Origin of the sequence: Treponema bryantii, assembly GCF_900111035.1 — a bacterium.
Taxonomy (GTDB): domain Bacteria; phylum Spirochaetota; class Spirochaetia; order Treponematales; family Treponemataceae; genus Treponema_D; species Treponema_D bryantii_C.
Genome location: NZ_FOFU01000022.1, coordinates 1 through 1841 on the forward strand (window position 1 = coordinate 1; position 1841 = coordinate 1841).

At 39.0% G+C, this 1841-nt stretch carries 1 pseudogene; it reads right to left on the reverse strand.

What is annotated here, in order from left to right:
• A pseudogene (locus tag BMY21_RS15910) lies at window positions 1-1841 on the reverse strand (OmpL47-type beta-barrel domain-containing protein); the annotation flags it as partial.

The window sequence follows — 1841 nt, forward strand, 5'->3', positions numbered from 1 at the left end:
TCAAGCACTGCATTTGTATATTTTGCACTTGCAATATCAAGATTATTTACAACTGGTCCACGGACAGATCTGTTCATAGACTTGAAACTGATTCCCTCCGGACGACAGATATCATAACTTGATACTCTAAGATCAAGTCCGCCAGTACCTACAAAGGCTCCGATTCTTCCCCAGTTGAATCCGCAGAACTCAATATCAATGTAACCTAAGAATCCTCGTTTTCCGTTTGTAAAGTCTCCGAACATTACACCAAAGCCGCCGAGCCATATATCACATGGTGGAATACTGATTAACCAGCCATCATAAAGTTCACCTTTTGGCATTCCAAATTTACATTCACCAGCTCCAGAGAACTTAAGGTTTCCGTTCTGGTCAAAGATGTAAAGTTCAATTGATCCGCGTACAAACTTAATATTTACACTCATACCGGTTGCAAAGCAGTTGTTTGTAATAATTGCTGCAGCTTCTGCTGTAATGTTCAAGGTACCTTTAAGGATTGTTGCATTTCCTTCCAGTACCCATGTAATTTTTTCAATATCAATCCATGCATCAGCAGTTATTCTTGCAAGTTTTCCACCACCAGCGTCTTTTACAGTAAGACCAAGCTGAACTCGAGGCCCTCTATCTCCAAAAAGATTCTGATACTTCTCTGGAACTTCATCAGGATATCCATAACCTAATCCACCACGTATTCCGCTTAAATTCAATCCTGTAGCTCCGAGAGGAATACCTGTTGCTGCTTCAAAACTGAAGTATGCATGTTTAAGTCCGATTGGATAAATTTCACTTACTTCTGTAAAGCAGAGGGCTGCTTCAATTTCTCCGACATTAGGAAGGATAATTCCTCCGTGACCTGAAATGAAGTATGTATCATCCTGCATTCTGAATTCAGCACCGATATTCTTAAATCCGAATTCTCCAAGCGTAAAGTCAGGTAATGTAAAGCCTGCACCTCCAATTGTCAAACCGTTCTGTGCTGTAATTGCAATATCATAGATAGATACATTTGCTCCCGCTGCATTAAAGAATTCCGGTAATTCAAGATATGCTCTTGAGAAGCCGATCTTGAATTCCTTAAAGTTGATTGTAGGAGCATCAAGTACTAACTTGAAGCCTGCAATTTCAGTCTTAAGTGAAGGAACTTCAAACTCTCCGTTGAAATCACCTGTGTTTGGATCAAAGGTTGCATTCTTTAAGGCAAATGAAGAACCTCCCATTGATCCAAAGTTTCCAGGAAGGGTAAGTCTACATTCTTTAAGGCTAACCATGAAATCACTGTCTGTATTGTCAAATTTTCCTACATAAAGTTCTTTTATGCTTCCTTTAAATCCTGCAATCTGAACATTTAATTCTCCAAGCCCTCCATTAAAGGCTGTGATTTTTCCATCCCACGACATACTAATAGAAGCATCAAATCTTACATTACCAAAATCAACAGAAGGGAAATCAAGACCTGCACCCGCAGATACACGGAATCCTTCATTACTAAAGAAGAGCTGATTTACGTATACTTTTACACCACCTAATACTTCAAACTGAATGCCTTCATTTAATCCTGCATCAAAAGCTACCAATCCAGATTTTGTCGATACCTGTAATTTATTAATTGCAAAAGATGCCTCTTTTAATCCGTCTGGTACACTGCTGTTCTGTGAGAATTCGAGAATACCGCCTACATCAATAAGGAATTCATCTTTCTGTGTTCCCTTACTGAATACTACACTTCCTCCTGATAACTGAAGCTGACCGAACAGGAGGGCATTTATATTTCTTGCTCCAATATCAAGATCTTCAATTTCACCATACTGGTTGATTACAAATTTTCTGATTGCAATTTCAGT